20 protein-coding genes and 2 pseudogenes are annotated in these 25,117 nt (G+C 51.2%); 9 read left to right on the top strand and 13 right to left on the bottom strand.

What is annotated here, in order from left to right; translation table 11 throughout:
* The coding region (gene drt3b / locus BM025_RS06465; protein WP_170842136.1) for an antiviral reverse transcriptase Drt3b at positions 1-1,657 on the top strand (1,657 nt) is incomplete at its 5' end.
* Positions 1,658-1,913: 256 nt separating this feature from the next.
* On the top strand, positions 1,914-2,543 hold the full coding sequence (locus tag BM025_RS06460; protein ID WP_085850678.1) for a DUF2026 family protein: 630 nt from the start codon (positions 1,914-1,916) through the stop codon (positions 2,541-2,543).
* 42 nt (positions 2,544-2,585) lie between these two features.
* Here BM025_RS06460 and BM025_RS06455 read toward each other — a convergent pair whose 3' ends face one another.
* The 3 genes from BM025_RS06455 to BM025_RS06445 all read right to left on the bottom strand — a co-directional run bounded on the left by BM025_RS06455 (position 2,586) and on the right by BM025_RS06445 (position 7,153).
* Positions 2,586-3,383, bottom strand: coding sequence for a hypothetical protein (locus tag BM025_RS06455; protein WP_085850677.1), 798 nt, complete (start codon positions 3,381-3,383; stop codon positions 2,586-2,588).
* 722 nt (positions 3,384-4,105) lie between these two features.
* The gene (locus BM025_RS06450; RefSeq protein ID WP_170842135.1) at positions 4,106-6,052 is read right to left on the bottom strand and encodes an AAA family ATPase; all 1,947 of its coding nucleotides are present in this window, start codon (positions 6,050-6,052) and stop codon (positions 4,106-4,108) included.
* Between the two features lie 576 nt (positions 6,053-6,628).
* Positions 6,629-7,153 carry a hypothetical protein gene (locus BM025_RS06445; protein ID WP_085850675.1) on the bottom strand — a complete coding sequence of 175 codons (525 nt, stop codon included), beginning with the start codon at positions 7,151-7,153 and terminating at the stop codon, positions 6,629-6,631.
* A gap of 311 nt (positions 7,154-7,464) precedes the next feature.
* On the opposite strand from BM025_RS06445, the gene BM025_RS06440 reads away from it, so the two are divergent.
* Positions 7,465-8,127, top strand: coding sequence for a hypothetical protein (locus BM025_RS06440; protein WP_139204549.1), 663 nt, complete (start codon positions 7,465-7,467; stop codon positions 8,125-8,127).
* Between the two features lie 112 nt (positions 8,128-8,239).
* Here BM025_RS06440 and BM025_RS06435 read toward each other — a convergent pair.
* From BM025_RS06435 to BM025_RS06430, 3 genes and pseudogenes are all read right to left on the bottom strand, one after another.
* A pseudogene (locus tag BM025_RS06435) lies at positions 8,240-8,520 on the bottom strand (recombinase family protein); the annotation flags it as partial.
* 14 nt (positions 8,521-8,534) lie between these two features.
* Positions 8,535-8,759, bottom strand: a pseudogene (locus BM025_RS19470) (IS3 family transposase); the annotation flags it as partial.
* A 15-nt stretch (positions 8,760-8,774) separates the two neighbouring features.
* The gene (locus BM025_RS06430; protein WP_244515510.1) at positions 8,775-9,617 is read right to left on the bottom strand and encodes a LysR substrate-binding domain-containing protein; all 843 of its coding nucleotides are present in this window, start codon (positions 9,615-9,617) and stop codon (positions 8,775-8,777) included.
* Positions 9,618-9,773: 156 nt separating this feature from the next.
* Between BM025_RS06430 and BM025_RS06425 the strand changes: the two genes are divergently transcribed.
* The 6 genes from BM025_RS06425 to BM025_RS06400 all read left to right on the top strand — a co-directional run bounded on the left by BM025_RS06425 (position 9,774) and on the right by BM025_RS06400 (position 15,567).
* Positions 9,774-10,952 carry an MFS transporter gene (locus BM025_RS06425; protein WP_085850673.1) on the top strand — a complete coding sequence of 393 codons (1,179 nt, stop codon included), beginning with the start codon at positions 9,774-9,776 and terminating at the stop codon, positions 10,950-10,952.
* Positions 10,953-11,228: 276 nt separating this feature from the next.
* Entirely contained in the window at positions 11,229-11,627 is a 399-nt protein-coding gene (locus BM025_RS06420; RefSeq protein ID WP_085850672.1) for a PqqD family protein, read from the top strand.
* Positions 11,624-12,667: a hypothetical protein gene (locus BM025_RS06415; protein WP_085850671.1), complete on the top strand. Its 1,044-nt coding sequence runs from the start codon at positions 11,624-11,626 to the stop codon at positions 12,665-12,667. The genes BM025_RS06420 and BM025_RS06415 overlap by 4 nt, the downstream gene beginning before the upstream one ends.
* A 1-nt stretch (position 12,668) precedes the next feature.
* A complete protein-coding gene (locus BM025_RS06410) occupies positions 12,669-13,415 on the top strand; it encodes a glycosyltransferase family 2 protein (RefSeq protein ID WP_170842134.1) in 747 nt (248 codons plus the stop codon).
* Positions 13,416-13,417: 2 nt separating this feature from the next.
* Positions 13,418-14,095 carry a glycosyltransferase family 2 protein gene (locus BM025_RS06405; protein WP_085850669.1) on the top strand — a complete coding sequence of 226 codons (678 nt, stop codon included), beginning with the start codon at positions 13,418-13,420 and terminating at the stop codon, positions 14,093-14,095.
* Positions 14,092-15,567 (top strand): nucleotidyltransferase family protein, encoded by a 1,476-nt coding sequence (locus tag BM025_RS06400; protein ID WP_085850668.1) that lies wholly within the window; start codon positions 14,092-14,094, stop codon positions 15,565-15,567. Before BM025_RS06405 ends, BM025_RS06400 begins: the two co-directional genes overlap by 4 nt.
* A 420-nt stretch (positions 15,568-15,987) precedes the next feature.
* On the opposite strand, the gene dctP is transcribed toward BM025_RS06400, so the two are convergent.
* From dctP to gad, 7 genes are all read right to left on the bottom strand, one after another.
* Complete coding sequence (dctP, locus tag BM025_RS06395) at positions 15,988-16,959, bottom strand: TRAP transporter substrate-binding protein DctP (RefSeq protein WP_085850667.1); 972 nt, start codon at positions 16,957-16,959, stop codon at positions 15,988-15,990.
* A gap of 56 nt (positions 16,960-17,015) precedes the next feature.
* Positions 17,016-18,317 (bottom strand): TRAP transporter large permease, encoded by a 1,302-nt coding sequence (locus BM025_RS06390; RefSeq protein WP_244515508.1) that lies wholly within the window; start codon positions 18,315-18,317, stop codon positions 17,016-17,018.
* 8 nt (positions 18,318-18,325) lie between these two features.
* Positions 18,326-18,838, bottom strand: coding sequence for a TRAP transporter small permease (locus tag BM025_RS06385; protein ID WP_170842133.1), 513 nt, complete (start codon positions 18,836-18,838; stop codon positions 18,326-18,328).
* Between the two features lie 364 nt (positions 18,839-19,202).
* Positions 19,203-19,412 carry a hypothetical protein gene (locus BM025_RS06380; protein ID WP_085850664.1) on the bottom strand — a complete coding sequence of 70 codons (210 nt, stop codon included), beginning with the start codon at positions 19,410-19,412 and terminating at the stop codon, positions 19,203-19,205.
* A gap of 695 nt (positions 19,413-20,107) precedes the next feature.
* The gene (locus tag BM025_RS06375) at positions 20,108-20,962 is read right to left on the bottom strand and encodes a 3-hydroxyacyl-CoA dehydrogenase (protein WP_085850663.1); all 855 of its coding nucleotides are present in this window, start codon (positions 20,960-20,962) and stop codon (positions 20,108-20,110) included.
* 319 nt (positions 20,963-21,281) lie between these two features.
* Positions 21,282-23,180 (bottom strand): aspartate:alanine exchanger family transporter, encoded by a 1,899-nt coding sequence (locus tag BM025_RS06370; RefSeq protein ID WP_085850662.1) that lies wholly within the window; start codon positions 23,178-23,180, stop codon positions 21,282-21,284.
* Positions 23,173-24,555 (bottom strand): glutamate decarboxylase, encoded by a 1,383-nt coding sequence (gene gad / locus BM025_RS06365; protein WP_085850661.1) that lies wholly within the window; start codon positions 24,553-24,555, stop codon positions 23,173-23,175. The genes BM025_RS06370 and gad overlap by 8 nt, the downstream gene beginning before the upstream one ends.
* Between the last annotated feature and the right edge of the window lie 562 nt (positions 24,556-25,117).

Raw genomic sequence — 25,117 nt, 5'->3', positions numbered from 1 at the left:
AATCGTGCCTTCATTTGTCCGTCCTTTTGTTGGGCGGACTCTACACAAATCTGGAGGAGTTTTAGGGGCGCAGGTCAGGCTTTATAAATCGTCCCAATCCAAGGGGCGCGATACTGTAGAAGAAGCTAGCAAAGAGTATGAAAATCTAGGGTCCTATTTTTCATACAAGAGCTACAGCAATATTTTTAAGTTTTACGAGCATTATAAGTACCACAACGCCGAAAAGAAGTTTGGAAAACTACTCAAGCTGGACGTTTCAAAGTGTTTCGATAGTATCTACACACATTCGATGCCCTGGACGACTGTAGGCAGATCTGCCGTTAAAGCGGATAAGCAGAGCATTGGAAAAGCCCAAAAGACGTTTGGTGGGCGATTTGATTCTCTGATGCAATGGATGAATCAAGGTGAGACAAATGGAATCGTCATTGGTCCAGAATTCTCGCGAGTGTTTGCTGAAATTGTTCTCCAAGGTGTCGATCAAAAGCTAGAACGCGTGCTGGCAAGCTCGGATGGGCTTATGCATAAAACACACTATGAAGTTTTTCGCTACGTCGATGACTACTTCATTTTCCACAACAATGTTGCCAATGCCGATAAGATCACTCGCCATCTCGAGCACTTACTTAAAGAGGTGAAGCTAAATCTGAACTTGGCGAAATCAGAAACGTTCGAACGTCCGATTATCACCAAATTGACTATGGCTAAAAATAAAGTAAGCAAAATTTTTGCAGATCATTTGATAGTTGAAGAGAGAAAAGACGACTCAAAAAGCAGCTCCGAGCCGGTCAAGTATTACGTCTTCAAAGCCCACCAAGAGAGACTGATTGTTGATTTCAAGACAGTACTGGTCGAAAGTGATGTAGGATACAAAGATCTGTTGAATTATGCCCTATCGGCTATCGAAAAAAGAACCCTGACCTATCTGAAATCATACGAAAAAAACCCGACTAGTCATCAAAATTCAAAACAGCTCACAAAATCCCTGATTGGCATTTTGGAGTTTTGCTTTTTTGTTTTTGCGGCAGCGCCTCGTGTGAATTTTTCTGTCAAGCTAACCCGGATACTTTCTTCAATGGTAGATGGACTGAACCGCCTTGAGGTTCCCAGAGATGAAAAACAACAGGTTTTTAAATACGCCTTTGACAACATAAGGAGAGAACTAAAGAACAGCACTCAAAAACAATACCGTGAACTCGAAGTACTCTACCTTGTTCTGGCGTTGAAAAAGCTAGGGAGGGATTATTGCCTACTGCAAGAAGATCTGGCCGAATATCTAGGCATTGAAATTTCTAGCTCGGGTGAATGGAAACGGCCCGTGCCATTGGACTATTTTTCCGTAATTGTTGCCTTGCAGTATTCCGGCAACCGCAAGCGTTTCGCTGACTTACGCAACTTCATCGAATCGAATGTCCTCGGAACCTTCGAGGACCGCAAAGCTTATGTTGATCGGGAAGCTGAACTCATCCTGCTGTACTTAGACTTGCAGCGATGCCCATATGTCTCCACCGCGACCAAAACCAAATTGAATGAGCACTTTTCTTTAAGCGCGGCGGACGCCGTTTCTATTCAAAACTCCACTAAGTATTGGTTTACCAATTGGGATAATTTCGATCTTTCTGAAGAACTAGACAAGAAGCGGACTCGAGAGGTATATTGAAAGAAGAGCAGCGCTTAAAGCCTACCGCCGAGCGGACCTTCGGGTAAGCGAGGTACACACAAGCTCCAAGGATACGCTACTATAGACGTAGTTTGTTCAAAGGTCATTGGCGCGGAGCGCCGCCATTGACCACAAGGGCATCGTCGGCATCACACTCGCGACGAAACTTGTAACAGCCGTCTGAACTTTACGGCTGCCCCCCATTAAAAACAGGGGACGACTCGCTCCAATGCTCAAATTAGGTCTCATTACCACTATGAAAAAATTTCTTATGCCCCTCGCAGACTACAATCGCATCTACAGCGTTACACATGGTGTATTGCGGGACGTGGCCAGCGTCGAGCGCGCTTGTATCTTCTTTGCAGTCTTTGGTTCTTACATCCTAAACAAGCACTACAAGATAGCTGCCAAACCGGTCGCTGGGGCTTTTGCAATCTGCGTCAATGACTCATCTGAAGTAGCTTTTTTCGGAACCAAAAATGGTACGCAGATTGATAGTGATGAGAGTGGTTTCCATGTATGGATTCAAACCAAGGATCATATCATTGACTTTATGTCGCCGATTTTTCGTGAAGCATTTAGTGAAGCTGGCATGAAATGCGAAATTCCCCGCTTGATGTTGCAAAAACGTTTGACCGATGAAGTCCAAATGGCAGATGATTTGCTGCGCCCGGGAGATATTTTTACACTCCCCGACTTGGAGATGAGCGAACAAATAGTTGATCATTTTCTCGAGAAACCTTCAAATAGAGACCTCCTTCACGTCGCCGAAAGGTGGTTTGGGCGACGCTCATCCAAGCAGGCACTTAACATGTCTATGCAAGACGATCTTGGCGAAATTATCAAACTTCATCTTCCCAGAACAGTTGCGCGGGGTTCCTGGTAAACTAGGGTCCGGTTAGCATTGGCAAAATAAATCTTGTTTAGCTCAGTGCTTTTGAGCGCCCTTCAATAGTTTTTTTGTCCTTCCATCTGCACGCTCGAATAGTTCGTTGAACCACAAAATTTTATTGAAATTTGAACCTGCTACCACCTCGCTGCCACAGTAATATCGAGAATCCTTCCAGACCAAGCCAAAGTGCTGCGGCTCTCTTACGCGGAAGATACCAACGACTTGAGGTGCGCCACCACTAAAGTCGTCGTCCCCGTCTTTTAACGATTGAAAAAATTGCTGAAATGCACCCCTGCTTGTACTTTTGGTTTGGGTATCATCCGTCGCCTTAATGCGAGTTCTCAAATGTGATGCGCCGGTTCCATCAAGCGAAACAAAGTAAGATTTTTCAGTATTTATGGGGATTTTTTTTTCTTTCCATTCTTTGGATTTTGCAGTGAACGTCGACTTCCAAAGGTGGAAAGTACAGCCTATTCCAACCCCGTCACGTGCTCCATGCAAGATCGAAAAATCGAAGAACTGCGCCGAGCTTGAGTTAGAAATTGACGCCTTGATTGTATTTAGCCACCGGCCGTGCCTTTCGTCGGCACTAGCCCTTGCATCGAATAAGATCCCCGCCTCGATTTGCCTTGCTACTTGATTGAGGACTTGGGTTGGTACGAATGCGCTTCCACAATAACCAAAGATATCAGCACTGGTATTGGAGATAAATGTTTTTTGCGCGGCGTCCCATCGTTTGCCTGAGTCACCCCAAGTGATCCGGCTATCCGAAGCGATGTAAATCGCACATGGACCGCGCGAGTCCACTGATAATTCCACTGCTAAAGTTGTCATTGTAAATCTACCCTAATATTCATACTACTAGACTAACGGTAGATGACTTCAGTATCCACCACTCTAGCAACTCCAATCCGCCCCTCCAAAATTTGTTGGGTGCTCGAGGTGAGGGCCCGCCAGCGCAAGTTGGTGGGCTGATTGGTTTCAAAGAGACTTCTTTCCGGCGTCCAGATCGGTTGGTTTGCCAAAGGACCGACACTAACAGCAGTGACAGTCCCGGGAATGGTCGTATCAGCGTGCGGGCATCGTAGGACGGGGTGCCATGATTGCGAAAATCGAGCACTATCTTCAAATGGGCAAGGTTTACCGTTTTGAAAAAAATCGTAGGAATTTGGCAAATTTCTGCGAACAGCTTCCTACCACGGCTCTGCGCACCCCACGGGCGAAGCAATGTGTTAGGGAAGGACCCGAGCGACATCCCCCAGAGCCACTCGCCGCCGCTATCTCTTACACTCTTCACGTCTGGTGCATGGAGGGACCGGACAGACGGACAGGTCTAAAGACCCCTGTCCGTGTCCGTCCGGTGTCCCGTACACCTAATGCCCGCCGGACTTGTCCGGACATGTCCGCTCTTTGTCCGTGTCCGTCCGCTATGTCCTTCGTCCAATTGTTGGATTGAAGCGAGAGGCATCTAACCTTAACGGATTCAGCCAAATCAATTTCGCGGCAGTCAAAAGGCCCGCAAAATAAGGACATATTGGTAAACTTGACCCCTTTGGTCATTGCGCCGCCCCCACCATATCGTCAGTGAAGTCTTCACAGTCGCCCGCCGCCAGCGTGAAGTGGCCGTCAGCAAAGACGATAAGACCTTTGCGCGTGAGGTCTTCCACGGCCCGTTTGTATGCCTTGCGGCGGCTATCAGCATCTTCGGACGCGGACACGGTGCGAGAGTCGATGACAGCTTGCCTCCATGCGTCGTCAGATACGGGCTTTGGAAGGTCATTGAAGACGGCAAGCGCCGCCGCAACGCTGGGAGTCAGCCGCTTTGCTTTGTTTTCCGGCGCGTCAGCCTCTTGGCACATGGCCGTGGTGATCGGGTCGCCATCTTCGTCTTCGCCCAAGGTCACGGTCTTGACGGTGAAGGCCAACGGCTGGTCGGTGGTGCCGTTCCTGTTCTTGGTGAGATTGCCCACCACGACTCCCCCGTCGCGTTTGATGTGCAGCGACATGTCCAGCGCCCCGTTCAAGATCGAATGGCCCCGCGCAATTCCGCTGCCTTCTTTCGTGTCATGGTGAATCAAAAGCACAGCCGCGCCCCATTTAGTGAGAGACCGTGCGGCGGCCACAACTTGGCCCATGCTCTTTGCGTCGTTTTCCTCAAGGGCTGGGAAGGCCATCGCAATAGTGTCCACAACGACAAGTGCGGGCTTGCGATCTTGGACGGCCTTCTGAAGGTCCCCGAGATCGGGACTCGGCTTGCCAGCGACACGACTGTTCAACAGGTCGGACACGCCATCCACCAGAAAAAAGGCGTTTGCGTCGCCATGTGCATCCTTCAGAGCCTTCACCCTGCCACGCATCCCGTGACTGTCTTCCGCTGCCACGTAGAGAACGCCGCCCGCGCGAGTGCGGTGCCCAAAGACACGTTCGCCCTGCGCTACCGCGTAGCCTATGAATGGGGCCACAAGGGACTTGCCAGCGCCCGGAGCGCCAACGATGCAACCCACGTCACCTTCGGCCAAAAGGCCCTTCACCACATAGTGGCGGGCGGGCATGCTTTCGCAGTCCGAAGGGGACAAAAAGCGAAGCCTTGATTGCGGTGATTCCGGCATCCCGATAAGAGCATCAATCGCGGCCAATTCATCGGCGGTCAGGCAGTCGTCTAAAGACGACAGATCAATCCAGCCATGCGACTCGGCTTCGGCGCGGATCGTGGCGAAAGTCCTGACGGGTCCGTCAGAGCGGCGGAACGATTGCCAGACGGATTCGGTCTCGCCTTCGTCATAGGTCGGGTGTTGCCCGCTCCATTCTTGGAAAAGGTCTAGCCCTTCGTTGCTGCCTTCAGTCTCATGGTGGAGGGCAGCCCCGATTTTAAGCCAGTCGTCGCGATTGCTGTAAGCGTCCCCGTCATTGGGTAACGTCATCAAGGCTTCTTTGACGTGGTGCATCGGCAAGCCGTCGCATTCACCAGAGGTCGCTTCAGGCGCGTCAGAACGGGCCGGACGCAACGCTTCAGGCCATTGAGGCAGATCGGGCGTCAGATCGCCGGAATAGGCCCCTGTGGCGTTCTTGGAGCCAGACGCGATGACGTAGCCACCTTCGCCACGAACGTCCACGCCAGCGGGCAGTCCGGCGGCGGAGTTGCCCAAGCCTTCGTGCCATTGGAAATAGATATGCTGCCCGCCGGACGGCGTGTCGATAATACAAGGCGACATCGAATCCAGATCAAAGCCCAGATCACGCAAGGCAGCCGCCCCGTCCTTATCTGGGCGCTTGTCTAGGTCCAGCACGGCAAGCCCTGTAGCCTGCCCCATCGGCAGCCCTGCCATCGCGTCCGGCCATTTGCGCCACCACGTCTTAATCTGGTCTTCGTCCGTGGTCGCACGCTCGCGCCATTTCACCAGCGGACTCTTGTCCGGCTTGCAGGGGAAGACAGGCCGCCCAGCCTTTGCATGGGACAAGGCCGCTTGCAGGTTATCGGTCAAAACTGTATTTTTGGAGGGCATCGTTTGTATCCTTTCGATGTGCCACTTCAATCGCCCCTCGGTCGCCGCCGGGGGGTGATTTTGTTTTACGATTTGAAAGGATGTGCCGGGTCTGCTTAGTCGGAATCCCACCGAAAAAGGTGGGACAATTTTCCCGAAAAACATAATGAAACTATGGTAAGTTTGAGTGTCCCACTTTTCACTAAGTTATTGATTCAGTAAACTTTCTACATCCCGCCCCTGGGCACATTTTTACTACATAGTTTCGAATGGATACAGTCAGTCTGTTGCGTGGGATTAAGACGCAATTTTGTTCATGGGTGCCGTATGAGTGCCAAATTCGATGATATGAGCTGCATATCAATTATACACTTGGCTGAACGCTGGTGTGTCTGTGGAGTTCATTCTATCCTAAGGTGAATTCAAGAAATTAATACTCGTAGGCTTCCACCGCAAAGGTTGGGAGCAAAACTGATGACACAAATGCGGAAACGCCCATGCCGGTTCTTTGAGAAGGTCGAGTGGTTCGGCACTGAAATCACCAGTCCAACAAATCTGAAGCAGCCGTTGCAACATAACTTTGGAGGTTATGGAGATTCATTTAACAAGCGCCCCACTTAGTCGAGCCGTAACAAATCCCTTTGAAAAAGAAACTCTATAGCCGACACGACTGCCAGCTTTTTCTTCATTGAGTTTTTGGGCATTGAACGATTCTGGCAGCACTTTCAGCATCTTTGGCAAAGCGACCAAAATACGTTCTTGCTGCTCAAGAGTTTCAAAGAAGCGATGCGTCGGCTGAAAGGGGCCAAGCTCTTTTTGACGCCCGAGAACAGGATTGAAACGCACTACGTCGGTTAGCCCGTTGATTTGAGTAATGGCGACACCGTCTTCATCACGCTCCCACCCATCAAGGAAAGTCGAAGGGTTTTGTGTGCTGCCATCACACTTGCTTGATGCTGCAAAACCAACCGAAAACCCGCATTCAAAGATCCCATAACGCTCTGACTGCACGCCATGTCCATTCATTCCTTCGCGCTGGACACTACGCCGAAACCATAAACTACGATCAGAATTGCGCACCTCTTGCGCCGCCCAATCCCATTCATATTCACTATTAGACAATATCGAATTCCTACTGTTGCATCCGCAACGTTGTCTTTCTTGTCACAGTTCTCTTTGTGAACATTGTACGAGCGACCTGGGCAGAAACAACAGACATTCGTTATGGCGCATTCAATGGCAGCTTGGTCCGCGATGCCGCCATCGGCGTGCAAAATTGAACCAAACAACGTCCGTAGTCGCAGCTAATGGCAGGTTTGAGCCCATTGTGACCGATGCTGCGCGACGAACTAAGGTCCGCTATCATGAGACCTTCCAAAAGCCTCCAACAACCACTTAGGTTTTGAACGGGTTTTTTGGGATAAAGCAAATGGTTGCCGGACCAAGTGCGCCATCCTAAGCTGTTTCCGATCATGAATTACTCGGTTGGAACCAAGCGCATGTCAGATAAAGATGGCCATCAAACGCTAGACCTGCTCGTTCTTTGGCTCATAGGGCTGATCTTATTATATTCGGCGACTATTTTTGCCGCTGCATATTTCTCAGGTGCAGATATGGGGGCGTGGGTTTGGGGGCGTCATCAGAACCAATTTTCATGGTATTCGCGCCCCCTTTTTATGATCCCCGCAGCTTATTATGCCTACCGCCGTAAGGTGTGGCATATCGCTGGGTTCATGGCACTTCTGGCGACCAGTCTATTCTGGTTTGATGCGCCAGCTACAGTTTCGACGCATGTCAGTGCGTATCTGGAATGGGAAAAGCACTTGTTCTTTGCGAACGATACCAAGCTGCCTCTCGTCGCATTGATTTTTGGTGTTTTTGTTTTTCTGATGCTGTTGTTTTATGCGTTCTGGCAACGAAACCCTTGGTATGGGTTGGCCATTATCAACGCCGGAACTGTGCTGAAAATTATTGTCAGCGTTGCCTTTGGACAGGACGAAGGTATGGCGGCGATTGTGCCTTCGCTTAGCAGTTTGCTCGTGATCAATTTGTTTGCGTGGTTCTTATGGCAACGCAAACGTAACGACCGAAATTGACAAGATACTCTCGAGAAAAGGTCTTAGCTGCGCTCATAATAGCCTCCCAAAAACCACCGTTTTAGGAAGGGTTCGCCAAACCAGACATTGACGCACTTGGAATGAACGGCAGCATCGCTAAAACCTCTTCCGTCTTGGCCTTCGCGGTAGGTTTGCATCCCTTGTACTTGCCTTCGCGATGCCCTCACGCTGTCTTTCAAGCATGATTGAGCGCTCAAACTCAGCCACGCCCCCCAAGAGGGTCAACATGAGCTTGCCTGTCGCGTTGCCCGTATCAATGCCCATTGAGAGGATGCCAAGGACTGCACCTTTCTTTTCTACCTCTGCCAAAACCTCTAGCAAATGAGCCACGGAGCGAGCCAGACGGTCCAGCTTAGTGACCACGATAGTGTCACACCCTCACGGATACGCGCTCTAACAACCGCAATGCCGTTCTGGCGCATCAAACACCCCACACGACGGTGACCAACGTTTAGGCCGATCTCCTTCAAGTCCTCAGTCATTCGGGGTCGTCCGTAGCTGCCCAGACTGAGACGTGACTGTTCTTTGATATGCGCCAGCGTGACCAGATCGGATCGTTGGCGGCGACTGGTAGAACGATTCCGGAACGCACGCAAAGGGGCTGCGGTTAGGAGAGACCTATCACTTCACTGGCGAAAAGTTTTCAGACACCACGACCAAACGGTATCCAACATCGGGCGAGGCCGCTGTGATTTCTTTCGAACAAGGTAGTAATTCCGATCTGACTCGTCTTGAGCGGAACCTACATCGAACAATCGTCCAGCGCTCAAATCATCCTGAACAAACGCACGGCTAACGATTGCCAATCCTTGCCCTGCTAAAGCGGCATCAATCGCCAACGAAATTTGGTTAAAGACCGGGCCCGGCAAGCGTTCCTCTGTGCCAAAGTACTTTTGCCAATGACCATATGAATCGTGCAAAAGAGGCATCGAGCGCAGGTGTTCCGGCATCAGATCGTGTGCACCATTTTTGAGGAGATGCGGACTGCCAACAATAATAAAATCTTGGCGAAACAACAGTTGCGCTTCATGCCCGTCAGGAAAGGGTGGATGCGCTTCCCGCACCGCAAGGTCAACTTGATCGCGATCGAAGTCCGTGACTTCAACCGTGGCTATCGTGCGGATTTTCAAATCTGGAAGAACGGTGTTCAGGGATGGCAATCTCTGGATCAAGAGTCTGGTTGCGAAGGTTGGCGTCACACTGACCGTCAAACTGGTATCGCCTTCGCCAATCTGTTCGGTGGCGTCTCTTAGTATATCAAAAGCGCGCTTGACCTGTGCGTGGTAGATCGCACCCTGAGATGTCAGCGCAACACCCCGAGGAAGGCGTGTGAACAAGGCCTGCCCAAGATGCTCCTCCAGCAAGCGGATTTGTTGCGCGACTGCGCCTTGCGATACGCCAAGATCTTCTGACGCTGCCCGAAAATTCAAACGCTGCCCTGCGGTTGCAAAGGCGCGCAGCGCATTCATAGGTGGCAGGTTCCTTCGGGGGGCGCGCATAGTCATCCTGTAGCTTTTCTATAGTATAGAGCGTTTCGATCTGACGCGTAACCCCCGCCGCGATCGCCTACTTATGGGTGAACCGCATGACCGTTCCAACACAGTCCCCTTTCAAGGCCAGCACCAATGACACAACGCACCGCGACCCTAACCACATCCTACTTGGTGATACTTTTAGTCAGCAGCACCCATCTGATCAATGATCTGATCCAGTTCCTTCTGCCCGCCCTCTACCCCCTGCTCAAGGCACAGTATGGGTTGAGCTATTTCCAACTGGGTCTGCTCACGCTGGCACAGCAAATCACCGCCTGCATTTTGCAACCCCTCCTAGGGCTTTATGGGGACTTGCGCCCCAAGCCGTATTCCCTTGCGGTTTCGCTCGCCATTGTCGCCATTGGCATCGTTATGCTGGCGACAGCAGGGTCATTCGAAGGGCTGCTCCTCGCGTCGGCTGTACTCGGGTTAGGTTCAGCACTGTTTCACCCAGAGGCATCACGCGTGTGCCGGATGGCATCAGGCGGTCGCCTTGGGTTCGCTCAATCCAGCTTTCAAGTGGGTGGCAATGCGGGCACGGCCCTTGGCCCTCTCGCGGCGGCTTTGATTGTATTGCCGCTCGGTCAGTTCAGCACTATTTGGTTCAGCCTCCTCGCAGTTGGCGGCTTCATTACCCTTTTGTGGGTGGCACGGTGGTTTACCCACCACCAACGCATGATGCAGGCTTCTGGCGGCACCGCCGCAATCGGTCCAGCATTGCCACGCAAGCGTCTGATCATCGCGTTTGCGGTGCTGGGAGCGTTGCTGCTCAGTAAATTCGTCTACATTGAGACCTTTAAAACCTACTATGTCTTTTTTCTGATCGAGAAGTTCGGCCTCGCCATTCCACACGCTCAAGGACTGCTGTTTGTGTTCCTCGCCGCTGTCGCTTTCGGAACATTCTTTGGCGGTCCTATCGGGGATCGCATTGGCCGCAAGAGGGTCATCTGGGGGTCGATTGTCGGCGCACTGCCCTTTGCAATTTTGCTGCCTCTCGCCCCACTGTGGGGCGCAGTATGCCTCAGCATCATCGTTGCGTTGGTCTTGTCCTCAGCCTTCTCAGCCATTGTGGTCTATGCACAAGAATTGATGCCGCAAAAGGTGGGCATGGTGTCGGGGTTCGTCTTTGGCTTTGCATTTGGCATCGGAGCACTTGGTGCTGCTGCGCTTGGCGCGCAGGCAGACCAAATTGGGATGCAGCAGGTCTTTGGCTATCTTGCCATACTTCTATGCCTTGGCTTCCTGACGATATTTCTACCAGAGATCGAATGATTATTCGTTGTCTGGTGCAGACAAATAAAAGCTCTGACTAGTCTTCCACCTAACATTCTCTGCGCTAGCACAGCCCCTCCCAAAAGGAACGTTTTGGGAGGGGTATCTCGAAAGCCGACATTTACAGATTTGAGATAGACGGCAACTTCGTCCTGTGTGGATGGCTCCAACTGCAATCGCACGCCTATTGGTGAGAGAGACTGGTGTTGACGAGACAACTCTTATCGCTGAGTGTGCGAACGCACGAAAATGAATTCGAAAAAGGGCAAACCACTCATGAGCAAACGGTACAAAACAGCAGGCCCCGATATCGTTCATGAAAAATTTGGCGATGACTTGGTCGTTTTGAATTTAGCGTCTGGGCAATATTTCGGATTGAACACGACCGGTGCCACGTTGTGGGAAGCCTTAATCGCGGGGCACAGTGCCGCACAAATTGGCGCCGACGCAGATACATCAACCACCGCGCAGGCCTTTGCTGATCATCTCCAAAATTTGAACCTGATCGAGATAGACGAATCTGTGGCAGATGGTGCGGCCTATACGCAGATTTCACTCAACGAAGTACCGGTTATCGAGGTCTATGACGATCTCGCAGATCTGATTGTGGCCGATCCTATTCATGATGTTGATGCTGAAGCCGGATGGCCCAAGGCTCCTGCTGAACAGTCATGACGCAACCCCAGTTAAAGGTGTCTCCTGAGACGCTCATTGCGGATATTGCCGCAGTGTTTGAGCAATGTGAGACAGTTTTTGAAACAGCAAACCACACGCGGCATTATACCGTCGCCGATCGTACATTTACGGCGATGTCTGATATCGCGCCCTATCTCAATGCTGTTGATGTGGCAGTGGCATCGGATGAGCCACCAACCGGCACTGGCGCGCGCATTTTTATTGGTGTTGCAGGTCAAAACGGCTGCCCGGCGTTGCACTGGGACGCGCCGTATTTTGAAGAACGGCGTATAGAAGCTCTGCTCAAACCCACGCGCTACCGCATGCACTATTTTCACCCACTGAACTATTGGCAAATATTTGATCGTCAAACGTCAACCGGCCTTCAGATCATGACGGGTCCTGATCAACACCCGGCATGGGATTTGGGATCGCCTTTGCGCAATTTCTTTCAGTGGGAACTCGCCTCCTATGGCGGCGCTTTGATCCATGCGGGTACGCTCTCTGTCGCTAAAAAAGGCGTATTATTGGCCGGAGCGGGTGGCTCTGGCAAGTCCGGCACCGTCCTGTCAGGCATGTTGTCAGGATTGCAAACCATCGGTGATGATTATGTCTATGTGATGCCAAAATCTTTGCAAGCCTACCCTTTGTTCAACACCCTGAAGCAAGATTCCGCAGGGTTAAAACGCCTAGGGTTGTTGGGGCATAAAGCCTTACCAACGCGTACAAATTGGCAAAATAAGTATCAGTTTTACATCAATGATCTTGGACTTACACCACAGCCCAAAAGCATCTCATTGCACGCTCTTTTATTGCCAACGATCGCGCAGAGTTCAAAAACAACCACGGTCGAAATTTCGGCAAAACAAGCTTTTTTGGCGCTCGCCCCATCTGGGGTGTCGCAAATTCCGGGCGACCGAGCGCAGCTTTACGCAGCCGCCGCAGAGGTGTCACGCAATTTGCCCTGTTTTCAGCTGAATTTGGGCACGGACCCGCGCGAAGTATCTAACGCCATTCGCCAGTTCATTGAAGAGATTTGATTTGAAAACAACTGTAATCATTCCCGTCTATAATAGACCCAATACGCTTGTGTTGGCCGTAAGATCGCTGATTCAACACAACGAGCCTGTAGAGTTGGATATCCTGATCGTGGATGACGGATCGACAGATGAAACCCCTCAGGTTATTGCCAAACTTGTGGACGCGTATCCCAATGTGCGCAGCGTTTGGCGCGACAACGGCGGGGTCAGCAAGGCCCGAAACACTGGGCTAGACAACCTGTTGGATAGCACCCAAATTGTTACGTTTTTAGACTCCGACGACATGATGGTGCCAGGCCGCTTTATCGCAGACGTGCCTATTTTGGCCAATCAGCCAGACATAGACGTGACGTATGGCAATATGATCGCAACCAATGGATTGGACCCCGATACACTTGCTCCGATCAAAGATGCCGCTCAACAAGAGATCACCAGTATTCACCTGAGTTGTGGATTGTTCAGACGCCGCTTGATTGAACGGATAGGATACTTTGACGAAACCCTGCCACAGGCCGAAGATACCGACTATCTGCTGCGGATATTTGAATCTGGCACCCGTTTTGTGCAAACCACCACCGTGTGTCACTACTATTTGCGCCACAGCGGCAGCATGACACGGAAGACAAACGAAACGCGAAAGTGTTTTGCCCGTGCATTGATGAAAAGCTTGCAACGGCGCAAAGCAGATCCCACCCTTAAAATTCGCAAACCAGACTTTGACATTCTTCTCCCCAGAGAGCTCAGGTAGCTATGAAATACAGCGTTGCCATCGCAGCCTATAATGCGCACCGGACACTGTCGGAAACCTTGGCCTCTGTTTTGTCGCAGACAGTCAAACCCACTGAAATCGTTGTGGTTGATGACGGGTCATCCGACGCAACGGCAGACATTGCACGCGCCGCCTCCAGCCTCGTGCGAGTGATAGAACAAGATAACACAGGTTGTGGTAAAGCCAGCAGTCGCGCAATACGAGCAACCACCTGCGATATCGTGGCAACGGTGGATGCCGACGATCTTTGGTTGCCTCAGAAAATAGAAAAGCAACTTAGAATGCTCAAAAAACTGGGCTCTAGATCATTCATTTTCGCCAAGCATCGGCAGTTTCAACATGGCTCGTCTGATATGACATCCGGGAAAGTGCGCCCCGGTATCACACGCTCTGATCTGGTCTTTCACCGCGAAATTTTTGACGAAGTAGGCGATATTATCGACCCTCCAGGGGGGCGCGGTGATATGGTGGACTGGCTTGCACGGGCGCGCGAAATTGGGATTCATTTTCACACGATTGATGAGGTGCTAGTCATGCGTCGCGCCATAGCAGGAAGTCTATCCTCTGGCCGTGATCCAGCCAAAGATCGTGGATTTCTAGCAGTTGCTCATATGGCGCTTCAACGCCGAAAACAAGCTGCCATCAAGGATGGAAAATGAAGCGTTTTGAACCAAAATCCGTATCGCGGTGGTTTCCTCGATTGGCATGGGCTTGGCCCAAGGGCGCGCGGCATCAGTTGATAACAGCGGCTATTTGCCCCGATGAAGATCGGGCCTTTGCTGCCATTCAGCAATGGTTGCACGACACTGATTTAGATGACGCAACATTTGCAGAGCACAGGCTTTTGGCGGCGATCACAACGCGGTTCGATCAACGCCTCAAGCCCCACGCCGAGTATGCACGATTGTGTGGTTTGCAACGGCTAAATTGGACCAAATCACGCATGGCGGTTGGTGCCTCAAAGCCTGCTTTGGAACACTTGGTGAATGCTGGGCTGCGGGTTGTTCTTTTAAAAGGGGCCTGTCGGGTCGCACTTGATTTGGCTGAACAAAAAAGCCGAACATCCTATGATCTCGATCTGCTCGTGAACCCAAATGATTTTTCTCAAGGTTTTGAGATTCTTGCGAAAGACGGCTGGAACAGCGCACGTGGGGAAAGTGTGCTTGGTCTGCGCGCGCGTTTGAGTAGCATCAGGGCTCGAAATTTCAAAAAGGGTCGGTTCGGCGATATAGATTTGCACAAAACAGCATATCACACGGCAAATTCGCATGCCGCGCTGGATGACGCGCTGTTTCAAGAAGCACAACCAGCTGAGTTCTACGGATTAAACGTTTTTATTCCATCTCCTGAAGAGCGTATTGCAATGGCCATTGGGCATGGCGGCTGGGATGGGCACAGCCACAGCGATTGGCTGGTTGATGTGGCTGGAATCTTGGAAAAGGAATCCATCGACTGGGACAAATTCACCATAATCATCAATGGCCGCAATCTGAAACACCAAACCGCTATTGCTTTGTCGTACCTTGCCAATGACATCGGATTGGATATCCCTACCCCTATGCTTGACGCGGTGTGTCGCTGGCGTGTCGCCTCTGCCCCATCGCGTGTTGCTGTGATGTTTCTGGCCAAAGAACATAGCAGCATGACATTGGCGCAAAAGGCCGTGCGAAGCGTCTTTCACACGTTTCACCGTGCGCGGTATTCTGGTCGTGATAAGGACAAAGACACATCAGCCTTCAGAGCTTTTACAAAGCGGGCCAACGCCTCAGATAAAGGCGCCTATGTGTTCAAACAAACTGTACCAGCCAAAGACACGACACAGGCTGGAATTTATGCGTTCAAGATTTCCATTGAAATACCTGCACAGAAAAGGCGACGGCGTATTGAGTTCGAGCTTAACGGGGCACAACGCAACATCTGTCATCTGCAGGCACTTCATCTGCGTAAATCAGATGTGCCAATCTCTGCCAGATTTCATGGTAAAATCCAGATAAACCCTAATGACTGGCCGTTGAGCCTAGAGGCCTTGCCTGGAAAGTTTATGTTCGATGAACCAACCCCTGCGGATCGTGAAAAATACGGCGAACTTCCGTTTAAAATTAACAGCGTAATTCTGCGTCGCGAAGATTAGTTGATCGCAAAACTAAAAATGAACGCGCAACAATTTGTGGGGCTATTGAGGACAAGTTGTGGCCTCAGCCCTGTATCCGATCCAGAGCATTCCGCATCCGCCACCATAGATCGCATTAATCTGCGCAATGGCAAAATCGTCATCAAATACGGTCAGCAGCAAGAGCATTTGGGGTTCTTTGATAGGGATGAGAGCATGCGTAATTGGGCTGACCCTACACTTTGGTCGAGCTCCCGATAGGATCACAGCATAGCTGTGAATAAGTGCTCGTTTATTTGTCGCGAGATGTATGAGCATATGGCATCAAGCGGAACTAAAATGCATCTTAGCGTACTAACCTAAACAAGGCCCGAGACGCAAAAGGGCGGCTGATTAGGTTCAGACGCCCTTTACTCTTCCAAAAAATGTTACTGCCCCACTTTACTTAGAGAACATCTCGCGCAGTTTTGGTCCAGCCTCAGGGTTCGCAGCCAAAACGGGCTTCCATCCTTCTTCTACTGACATCTGGATAAATGCCTCGGCTTCAGCCTCAGGTAGCGACAGGGAAACGATACCCGCTTCGGCTTGGCGTGCAATATCAGCGGCAGCCAACGCTACAAAGCGCTCAGCCTCAGATTCGATGTCAAGCATCTGTTGCTCCAAGAATTCACGTTGTGCGTCGCTCAGCTTTTCCCAAGTTTTCTCACTGAAATAAACGCCTGTTTCGACTTGATAGAACCCTGGATCGACACGGGATTTTGTTTTTTCCTGCCAGCCGAGATCAAACACGCCCGTCGCGGGCCAAGCATAGCCGTCAATCGTGCCGCGCTCTAATGCGGTATACACTTCCCCGGGCGCAGTTTGCATCGGATTGATACCGAGTCCTTTGAAAAAAGCCTGATAGATGGGAACAGAACGGATCTTCAGCCCCTTAAAGTCGATGCTGTCGAGTTCTTCGGACAGATAGATATGATAAGGGACATTTTCTGTAAGGCGACCAAGCCAATGGATCTTGGCTTTCTCGCGGTGAATTTTGTCTAAAAGATCATAACCGCCATTCGTGCGCAGTTCTGACATCGGTAAATCAGTCAGCGTCATCGCCAGTCCCTCGGGCACAAGGTTGGCGTGATACACAGCCGTCGTGTTTGCCAAGTCCACCACGCCATTGCGCAGTGCATTGCCTATCTCGAAAGGCGGCATTGCGTCAGGCCCGCCGATCACCTCGATCTGAACAATCCCCGCCCCGTTTTCATTCACCCGATCCGCGAACTGTTGGAATGGCTCGTAAAATACTGTGCTGGGCTGAAAGGCGGAGATCGCCCGCAATGTAATCTCTTCAGCGTGGGTTGCAGTGGTGAATGCGCTCAAGGTAAGCGCCGACACGAGCGGAAGAAAGCGAAGTGATAGGGTCAAGTGAAGTCTCCTGTTGAATTATTTCCTCGCGTTTTTTCACGCAAGTGAAGGTTTGCTTAGCGAGTGAGCGAAGGCAGAAATGTCGTGAGTTCTGGCCACAGAATCATCAAACCTAGAACGAGAATCTCGATCAGGATGAAGGGAAGTGCCGCCTTGTAGATTTGCAATAGCGGAACCGTTTTAACCGCGCCCTGCATCACCATAAGCAAGATACCGAAGGGCGGCGTCAGCAAGCCCAGCTCAATAACGACGAGCATCAACAAGCCAAGCCAAACGAGGTCGATCCCCGCACTCTGCGCAAGTGGAATGAACAGTGGCACCGTGATCATCATCATCGAAACCTGATCAATAAAGCAGCCCATCAAGAGCAAAATCAGCAGCATCGACAAGATCAGTGTCATTGGCGTCGGATCGACGGCCTTCACGAGTGACAACATCCCCGTTGTCGCCCCTGAGAATGATAATATCTGTGAAAAGGTTGTCGACGCGACGATGATGAACAGGATCGAAATCGACACCTTTGCGGTCTCTACCAAGGATTCCCGCAGCGCATCCCATGTCAGTTTACGGTAGCAGATTGTTGCAACGAAGGCGGCCATTGCACCGAGTGCAGCTGCCTCGGTCGGCGTTGCGATCCCTGACAGCATCCCGCCAATCACGGCGACAAAAATGCCAAACAACGGCACCACATCGCGTAAGAACGGCACGTAACGCTCCCTAAACGTATAGACCTGCGCAGTGTCTTGCCGTGGCGCTGAGCTAGGATCGAACACGCCCACAAGGATCACATATAAAAGGAACCCGGCAGCCATCAGGAAACCCGGAACGATGCCGCCGATCAAGAGCTGAGTGATCGAAATGCCAGAAAGTGATCCCAGCATCACTGCTAAGGTGGACGGCGGGATCAAAACTGCGATTCCGCCCGTAGCCATCGCAGGTCCCAGTGATAGCGTGGTTGAATAGCCACGCTTCATCATATCTTGTGACAGCGTACTGCCGAGCAGCGCCGTATTCGCAATAGATGAACCTGACAGCGCTGAAAATGCTGTACCGCCAACCACTGTGACGCAAGCTAAGCGCGCGGGCAAACGATTCAACAACCTTTCAACAGCTTCAATCGCCTTGAACGCCAGCCCGCAATGGAACAGCAGTTCCCCCATCAAAATGAACAACGGGATTGGCACCAAAGAGAATGAACTGACCGCGCCTGAAGCGTTGCGCACAAGCTGATCCAATCCGGCTGTCCCGCCTAAAAACAACCAGGCGCCGATAATGTTCGTCCCCAGAAATGCAATAGCTACAGGCAGTCCTGTGGCGAACAATCCTGCCAAAATCGCGCCCAGAATAGACAATGTCATCCACCAAATCATTGGGCGTAATCCTTCAATGCAAGGCGCAGTGTGAACTCAAGAAAACACATCCCGAGGCAGATCAGTATCGGCACAAGCAAATACCATTCTGGGAAGATCAGGTTCTTGAATACCAAAGAGCCAAGCTGCCATGTATCGAATATGACCAAACATGCCCGCCAGAACAAAATCCCCGTGATTGCCATTCCTGAGATATTTGCGACGACTGTCAAACGACGCGCATTGACCTGCGAGAATGCTCGCGGGAGAATGTCGACCTGCACGTGTCCATGCGCATGTAACAGCCACGGTGCACCCAAAAACGTCGACACCATCATGAGATATTCAGTGAACTCGCTGACCCATGATATCCGCGCAAGTGCAAGATTTCGGATCACTACATCTGCACAGACAACGATAGCTATCGCGGCAAAGCCAACTGCGGAGGCGGCACCAAAACAGCGCATAGCCCAACTCATCGAATTTTTGATCAACGTCACTCCCCCAACCTTTTCAATCATGATAGTCATGCCGAATAGTAATTCAAGCTTAAAGTAAATGAGAGGAAGGGATAGACTGGCATGAGGTGAAAAGCCCATAAATTATGCAAATTCAGTGCCTAAAATACGAAATAGCCCATATTTTTGACAATAAATGGAAATTAAAACTTACAGACCATTTTAATAATATTTAACCTTAAATTATATGGGCGCATACATCGCGAGCCATCATAAGGCCAAACCTTGTGCGAACAACCTCAGAAAACACCCGCTTTGCACGCTCTTTGTAGACAAGATTCTACAGGCCTATAAGCGCGCAGGTCACCGGGGATGTAAATGCCGCGCACAGAAATAGGCTACAGTCTACTTCGCGCGTCAACTGTGAGAAGCAGCATCAATCGCAATCATACACGCGGTAGCGCAGCTCACTGTCTCTCAACTTACTTGGCTGACCAACGCGCAGCACATGATGTGCGGCGACCATCGCGGGATCAATCATCAATACCAAAGCTACCATTCCAAGTTCAGGCGCACCATCTGGGAGATAAGACAGGAACAGCGCAGGCGTTGGTGCGCGGCGCAGTTTGCCAACAGTCGCACTCAAGCCACATCGATCGGCATCAACCTCACGAACCTAGTTTTGTTTAACGAGCGGAATGGCGAACTTTTCCTACCGCTTGCGCCTGGGCAAAACAGCAAACGCGAAACGCTCTCCGCCACCATAGATCGCATTAATCTGCGGTATGGCAAAACCGTGATTAAGTATGGTGAGCAGCAAGAGCACCTTGGGTTCCTTGATAGGGGATGAGGGCGAATTCTGTTGAAAAACTCTTGTTGATTTGAAGTGCTATCAATGATTCAATTTATCTGTGAATGCAGGGGGATTGACGATGCAGGGACGAAGCAAGAGGCGCAAGGCGTGTTGTTCTATGGGTTTTCAATGACGATCATATTCCACAGCATCACCTGTTACGTTCGATTATCGGTTCGTCGATTTAAGTGACATTCACCAGTACTTGGCAGAGTTTTACAGCCACACAACGCGCTCATCCCAACGGTTGCGCCGTTGGGATGAGAGAGGCTGCATCCTGCGCGCTCATAATCTTGGATTAGCGAGATACTGGGGCAGCGCGATTGGATCGCATCATTCGAAATTCCACTTTGTCGAACGCGCTAGGCAAATTTGATTGATAGAAGTGGTTTGCAATATTGACAGGCAAGACGTCTTGCTCACACCCAAACATGTATCAAGTTGCAGTTCAGGCCACAAAGGCCCGAACGCAAAAACGACTGACGATGTCAGCTTTGGTACTTATAGAATCCTTCGCCCGTTGCGCGTCCCAGTTTACCTTTGTCGATGTAATTTTCCTTGATATAGGCGGCGAACTCTTTTTGGGTTTCGTCGCCTGTCATAGCGACGTTATAGGCCGTGTTGAGGCCAACCGTGTCATAGATTTCGAATGGGCCCGCAGGAGCGCCAGTGGCAATTTTCCACGTTTTGTCGATATCCTCAGCGCTGGCGATTCCCTTGACCAAGAGTCCCGACGCGGCGCGCAGGAACGGCACCAGTAGCGAATTCAGCACATATCCAGGTTGTTCCTTCTTCACCTGAATCGGCACCATCCCGATGTCTTCAGCAAAGCTCACAATTTCATCAAAGATAGCAGGGTCGGTTTTCGCGTGCCCCATAACCTCGGCGGTGTTGTGCAACCAAATGGTATTCGCGAAATGTAGCGCCAAGAACCGTTCTGGTCGCCCAGTCGCTTCAGCTATGTCGGATGGAAGCAGGGTTGATGAATTGGTGGCAAAGATTGTCTCGCTCGGGGCAAGGCGACCAAGTTCGGCATAAACCTTTTTTTTGAGGTCAAGAATTTCCGGAATCGCTTCGATCACCAGATCAGCCTGTTGAACCGCCAATTCCAAGTCGGTGGCATAGCTGATGCGGGCAGTCCCCTCAGCGACTTTCTCTGGGGTAGCATCGGTGAGGTCATTTAAATAGGAGTGGCCCAATTTCTCCATCGTTTTGCGCGCTGTGGCAATCTTGTCTTCATCAATATCGTAAGAGGTAACTTCGAAGCCGCTATAGGCAGTCTGAAAAGCGATTTGAGCGCCCAAAACTCCAGTGCCAAGTACGGTAACCTTACGAATAGACATAATTTTTCCTCTCATATGTTAATCTTGTATTTAGTATAGCTAATCACTATCGCACACGCTTCAATCCCCTCTAATCGTGCCATAAGGCCCGTTCTTGCCGAGCGAGATGAGGGCGGCAAGCGGACCTTCGCTGCAAGTTGCACCGAAGTCTACTTTGGGACAAACCCGCCGGTGCAGTTGCAGCTACGCACAGCTGTGAAGTTTGCGCCGTTCCGTTCCATGGCTGGATCAATGGGGCAGTGCCCCACTCCGTTTCGCGGGGGCACTGCCGTTTGTTAATTTCGCAATCCTTGTCTCAACAATGTGATGAATTGGTATGTCATGACAGGATCATGGAGAAATAGCCGCCAATCAATGCAAGCACAGTCGTGAGGGCATAGCTGACTGGATAAGGAACAGCCGCAACAGAGCTCTTGGATTCTTCCATGATTGCATTCAGTCCGGGGGTACTGTTTCTGCCGCCAGTCGTGGCACCATCTGAAATAATCGAATTTAAGCCAAAGACTTTTACTCCGACCCAAAATGCGACGAGTGGCGGGATAAGCGCCCCCGCTATTCCGATCAACGCGAGCCACATGATTGTGTCGCCACCGAGGGCAGAAATCACCTTGGGACCGACATTGGCCGACAAAACAGCCACAAATGCATTCAGACCGAAATCCTGAAGAAAGCTACGCGCGCCTTCATGTACGGGCCCCCCAAAGTTTGGATTCCGGCTTCGGAAATAGCTGACGCCCACACCGGCCATGATGACACCCGCGGATGTGCCGAGCGCGAAGGGGATGCCGGAAACTGTGACAGTAACAATTCCCACCAAGTACCCCACCAGCATGGCAAGCGCGAGATAGAGCACCTCGGATTTCATTGTCGGCAAAATCGCGTGCCCGCCAAGTTGTTTTGCTGCTGCTTTTATTGCGGCATCCGGACCTGTCAGGCGCAGCACATCGCCAAAACGAACGTCGCTATCGGGGCCTAATGGTAACTCGTTACCAGCTCGAAACAGAGCTTGAACTTCCACACCACCGGTACCGTGGCTTTCCAGTTTTGCTATAGTTTCCCCAGAAACAGCATGTGAACCAATATGGACGTCGGCAACTTCCAAAGGCACATTGCGGGCCAATTGATCATCGGATTCAGGTCCGATGAGTTCACCTTCTTCGAGGATCAGATCATGTACATTGCTGCGGACGGTTACGATATCGCCTGCAGCGATCACGGGATCGCTGGACAGCTCTACAATTTGGTGATCACGCACCACACGCAAGATCGGCACATGCGGGAAATCAGCAGCCAACTGCGAAATGCTGCGCCCTAGAAAGTGATAATGAGTCACACTGAACGCGCGAAGATCATAGGGGGACGCGCTCATCGTCAATGCCCCCGGGGCACCTGGCACTGGATGCATGGCGCCGCCCGTGTACTCGGCCTCGGCCCGCTTGGCGTCTGCTTCCGCATCATAGCCAAAGATACGGGGAAGGTAGCGGATCAACAGGATGATACCCACAGTCGATAGGACATAGCTGATCGCATAAGCCGCGGCCATGTTTGCACCGACTTCCTCAACCGTCATGCCATCAGGCGGCACGTATGCGCCACTGGTCATAGCACCTTGACCAACGCCTAAGATGGCCGTGATGGTATAGCTTCCCGATATCAGCCCTGTTGCGTAACCGGGTGCCAAACCGACCAGTTTTGCCCCGAAATAGCAGATGACCCAGTTCAGAACCCAGACGATTACGCCTATCCCGACAAAGGCCAAGCCGCCTTTGCGCAAGCCGGAAAAGAACTGTGGGCCGACTTTCAACCCGAGGGCGTACATGAACAGCAACAGCATGAAAGAGGACAAAATTCCGGGGATAGAATAGGTGATGCCATAGGCCGCCTCGGCGATCATCGAAAGAATGACCCCCACAAGCAGCGTGCCTGCGGTGGACCCCAAAGAAACCGTCTTAAAGCTGATCTTTCCGATCAATGTGCCAAGTGTCAGCGCAAGCAGAACAAAGGCAATTGGTTGGTTGTCCAGAAGCTGAAAGAAGCCGTGAAGCCCAGCCTCGGTGACCGGTTCGATCTGGTCAAATATCTGGCCAACCACGCTTTGGCCAGTTGAGGGTGCCCCATCTTGCGCCAGTGCAGGTCCAGCGGCCAACAACAGAGTCAGCCACGAGATATGGGCAGCAAGTCTCCCTGCCGCCCTCAAGTGGTTTCCCGATTTATCCATGATGGAAGCCCGGTTTAGCGGTGGAATTCGGGATCGGATTCTTTGATAGGTGCTCAATTGCACGTTTCATATCATCAAGAAGAAGTTCCACCAGATCGCGACTGACCCCGTGGCGTATCAGGATGCGTTGCACGACAGTTTCTTGGCGGTTCGACGGTAGCGGATAGGACGCAATCTGCCACCCGCGCATCCGCACCCGTTCTGAGAGATCGTAAAGAGTGAAGCCATGATCAGCATCTGTCAGCTTGTAGGCAACAGCAGGTAGACCGCCATGACCGTCGTAAACCATTTCGAATGGTCCGATCTTGGCCAGTTCTGCGCCCAGCCATTGAGCTGTGTCAGCACATGCCTGCTGAATCGCTGTATATCCATCACGGCCCAACCGCAGAAAATTGTAATATTGCGCAATAATCTCACCGCCCGGACGAGAGAAATTCAACGCGAATGTCGGCATGTTGCCACCCAAGTAATCCACGTAGAAAATCAGGTCTTCAGGCAGATCTTCTTTTGACGCCCAAATCACCCAGCCCACACCCAGCGGAGCCAGCCCGTATTTGTGGCCTGAAGCATTGATCGACCGGACGCGCGGGATCTGAAAATCCCAGACCAGATCACGCTGGATGAACGGTGCGATGAAACCGCCCGATGCCGCATCGACGTGGATCGGAATATCAAGCCCAAGATCACGCTCCATTGAATCCAACTCGCGCGCCAAGGCTTCGACCGGCTCGTAGATGCCAGTGAACGTCACGCCCAACGTTGCAACCACGCCGATGGTGTTTTCGTCGCAATATTTGCGCAGGTCTTCTGGCTGTATCCCAAGCGCATCGCCTTCAAGCGGCACTTCGCGGATTTCAACATCAAAATACCGTGCAAATTTTTTCCAACAAATCTGCACTGGGCCGGTGACGATATTGGGTTTGCTGGTGTCCTTGCCCTCGGCTTCGCGTCGCGCACGCCATTTCCATTTAAACGCCAAGCCCCCCAGCATAGCAGCTTCGCTTGATCCTGTGGTCGAGCAGCCGACAGTTTCCCATGATTTCTCGGCGTGCCAGAGGTCTGCGAGTATGTGGACGCAGCGGTTTTCGATCTCGGCGGTTTGTGGGTATTCGTCTTTGTCGATCATGTTCTTATCGACGGCGTCTGTCATCAGCTGTTTAACTTCATCTTCAACCCAAGTGGTGCAAAACGTCGCTAAGTTCTGACGCGCATTTCCGTCCAGCAGCAGTTCGTCACGTACCAAAGAATACGCGGCATGCGGCTCAGCTCCCCCGTCCGGCAAGCGATACTTTGGAAGGCCTTTTTCTGAGGCATCCGTCGCATAGATATCCTGAAGAGTGGATTGGTCGTTGAGATCAACTTTGTGGATAGGCATTTCGAGAGTCCTTTGATGGTGTCGATTTAGACTGAATACCAATTTATATGTGCGCCAGTTGACGCCGCGCCGATAGCGCTACCAATGATACCTTCTCTAACTAACGCCTAATCACCCAAAGCTGCATTGACTTAGGTCAATTGTAGAACATCTCGAAATTTGGCTTCCAAGTGGACGCGAATTTTCGAAAGCGGCAATTGGCGATACAATATACTGCGTCGTGCTCAAATATCTCGCCTGCCGAAATCAGATTCCGCCAGTTGTTGCCGGCCGGGCGTTCTGCAGCTTCTGTAACTTTTGGGCTCGAAGCGGCCGTTAGCTGCGACCAAGCCCAACGACGACTTTGGGCAGCTCGCGTCGATCAACACAAGGGGCGGAATCCAGACATTCGCGGTAAAATGAACTAAGTTCAGCTGTGCGGTTTCAATGGACCGCTGCAACACAGGCCTCAAATTTCTCTACTGGTGTTTGATATTGCAAGGTCTTTCTTGGTCGCTCGTTTGGCTGTCGAAAGGGATTTTTACAAAAACTTCACTTTTTGAGATTTATTAATTCTGTTATT

Source organism: Pacificibacter marinus (assembly GCF_900109555.1).
Lineage (GTDB): Bacteria > Pseudomonadota > Alphaproteobacteria > Rhodobacterales > Rhodobacteraceae > Celeribacter > Celeribacter marinus_C.
Note: the sequence above shows the minus strand (reverse complement) of the source record. Positions and strands in the feature narration are given on the sequence as shown.